Raw genomic sequence first — 3,125 nt, 5'->3', positions numbered from 1 at the left:
CAAAAGATAAAGGCAAAAATGATGAGTTCACTGGCGACCTTTTATGACCGCAGAAATCAACAGCTTTTTTCTTCTTACAAGAAGTCCTATGGTTTTTTTAACCTTGGACAGATGTTTGAATAATTATGAGGTTTCCTTCATATAAAGCACATTCTTTAATATCTTAGCGCAAATTTTGATAAAACATTAATCTAAATCGATTATAAAAGATGACAAAAGTAACCGTAGTCGGAGCCGGAAATGTTGGTGCCACATGTGCTGATGTATTGGCTTACCGAGAAATAGCAGAGGAAATTGTCTTAGTAGACATCAAAGAAGGTGTGGCTGAAGGCAAAGCTTTAGACATCTGGCAAAAAGCCCCTATCAATGCTTATGATAGCAGGACTGTCGGGAGTACCAATGATTATTCTAAAACTGCCGGATCTGATGTGGTGGTGATAACTTCAGGCTTACCGCGTAAGCCGGGCATGACCAGAGATGATTTGATCGAAACCAATGCAGGAATCGTGAAAATGGTTACAGAAAATGTGATTAAACATTCTCCGGATGCCATTATCATCATTGTTTCCAATCCATTGGATGTAATGACTTACCAAGCGCATATCGTATCTAAATTACCTAGAACAAGAGTGATTGGTATGGCTGGAATCCTTGATACAGCAAGATACAGGGCTTTCTTGGCTGAGGCGCTTGATATTTCTCCTAAAGAAATCCAAGCGATATTGATGGGTGGACATGGAGATACCATGGTGCCATTGCCTCGATACACTACTGTTGCAGGTATCCCTGTTACTGAATTGATCGATAAGGATACTTTAGACGCAATCATCGCTAGAACAAAATCCGGAGGAGGAGAACTTGTGAAATTGATGGGTACCTCTGCATGGTATGCTCCGGGATCGGCTGCTGCCCAAATGGTAGAAGCGATTGTGAAAAATCAAAAAAGAGTATTCCCTGTATGTGTTAAGCTTGAAGGAGAATATGGAATTGATGACTGTTACCTAGGGGTGCCGGTAATCCTTGGTAAAAATGGTATTGAGAAAGTGATTGAATTGGACTTGAATGATGATGAAAAAGCATTATTAGAAGTTTCTAGAAATCATGTGAAAGAAGTGATGTCGGTTTTGGATAAAATCGGTAACAAATAATTGAATAATTAACCTTTTTTATGAAAATCCCAACTTTGAATAGTTGGGATTTTTTTGTTGTTTTGATAGTAGTTGATAAACATTCGAAGACAATAGCCTATTGAAAAATCTGCTGGTAATTTTATTAATTTTGGTGTTTGGATTTCTCGGCTTTTTGCTGGTAAAGAGCGATTTTTTTGACTCCAAATTAAATGGTATGGAAGTCATTCCACCAAATGCCATTTTTGTTTTTGAAACAAATGATCCGGTAGGCTATTGGAACAACCTGGTCAACCAGCCTGTTTGGGAAAAACTTCACAATATCCCTGCCTTGGCAACGGTGGAGTCTCAACTGATTTTGCTAGATAGTGTCACCGGTAAAAATGGAAACCTGGACAAATACTTAAAGGGACAGCGGTTTAGGCTTTCTTTACATCCCACAGGCAAGGGTGCCTTTGGTTTTTTAATTGCCATAGCATTTAACAATGAGCAGTTTTTAGAATTTATTGAAAAACTAAAGCCTGGCACAAATCATGGAGGAAATGGTTTGAAAAAGAGGTTTTATAGCGGAGTAGAGCTTTACGAAATACAATCTGATACGGAATCGCAAGCTTTTACGTTCGCTCTTTATGAGAACGTACTGATGGGAAGCCATACATCGTTTTTGGTGGAAGATGGCATAAGGTATGCCAAATCCCTCGAGTTGAAAAACTTCAAGCAATCCTACCCGCACTTGTTTCAACCCTCCAAACCACTGAATTCTCAAGGAGTATTGAGACTTTCTGGAGAAGGTTTTGCAGCTCTGGTGAACGAATTGACTGCCAACAATGCAGAATTATTGTTGCAAAAATTGAGAGAAAATAATTTGTCTGCAAATTTAATTCCTTCCTTTAGGGATTCATCCATAACTTTTAATGGTCAAATTTTTACCGAAGGAAAATCCGGTACAATAGGAACCATAGGAGATACCCCTAGTGGGATGTCCTTTGCTCCGGTTATTAGCAATAGGGCGGCATGGATTACGCAGTATTTATTTCCCAATTTTAATGGGTTCAAACAAGTGCCAAACAGGGCCTTCAATCCAAGGCCTCTGGTTGCCACCACACTGGAAGAAAGTGAAGAAATAGGTAATTTTATCAATGGGTTGGGTGGAGAAGCAACCATGGTGCTTGAGGAGAATCTTTTTGATAAAAATCCGAATCAAATCCTTTTGCTTAACCCTGAAAATACTGAGCGCAGGTACCAAAATTTAGAGAAATTCGCCTTAGAAGTGAGCCAGAACGATAGTACTAAACTCTTCAAAGAATATTTTATGGGGAAGGAAATATTTATGCTTGATATAGAAGAATTTCCGGCCCATATCTTTGAAGGTAATTTCACCGGTTTTTCCAGGAGCTATATTTCCATGACGGGCAATCACCTGATAATTGGCAATAGTCTGAAAACGGTGAAAAATCTTCTGGAAGATCATTATAATGACAATACTTGGGGCAAGTCCCTGGCCTATAAGGACATTTTAAAGGATCAAAACAACGGATCTCCTGTCCGAATAATTGTTAACAATGACCGATTTTATCCTATTTTAATTAGCAATAGCGACCCATCTTGGAGCCCTGTTTTTCAGAAATATGAACCTGTATTTCGTTCTTTCGACTGGTTGAATATTTCCATTTTTAAAGAAGGTAATGCAGCCATTAAGTTAAATATTGATTTGGGAGAAGCCGATGCCAACAAACAACTGGTCCTTTCCGAATCAAATAGTACCGACTTTGGAAAGCAATTGATATATGGACCTTCCGGTATCCGGAACTTTAATGACAAAAGCACTGATTTCTTGGTTCAGGATGAGGATCATTTTATCCATTTGATTAGTGAGGAAGGAGAGAAGGTCTTCGCTCAACAAATTCCGGGAGCAATCGTGGGAGAAGTACATCAAATAGATTATTATAAAAATGGTAAGCTCCAATTGGTTTTTGCAACCAAAGACTTTGTTTATGC

At 38.7% G+C, this 3,125-nt stretch carries 2 protein-coding genes and 1 pseudogene; all 3 read left to right on the top strand.

Annotated features, from left to right (window positions below; translation table 11 throughout):
• A pseudogene (locus tag AAC037_RS22625) lies at positions 1-123 on the top strand (cyclic nucleotide-binding domain-containing protein); the annotation flags it as partial.
• Positions 124-209: 86 nt separating this feature from the next.
• Positions 210-1,148, top strand: a complete 939-nt coding sequence (gene mdh, locus AAC037_RS22620) for a malate dehydrogenase (protein ID WP_339905815.1) — start codon at positions 210-212, stop codon at positions 1,146-1,148.
• A gap of 100 nt (positions 1,149-1,248) precedes the next feature.
• A partial coding sequence (locus tag AAC037_RS22615) for a hypothetical protein (protein ID WP_339905813.1) occupies positions 1,249-3,125 on the top strand: 1,877 nt, incomplete at its 3' end.

Source organism: uncultured Cyclobacterium sp. (genome assembly GCF_963976465.1).
GTDB lineage: Bacteria > Bacteroidota > Bacteroidia > Cytophagales > Cyclobacteriaceae > Cyclobacterium.
Note: the sequence above shows the minus strand (reverse complement) of the source record. Positions and strands in the feature narration are given on the sequence as shown.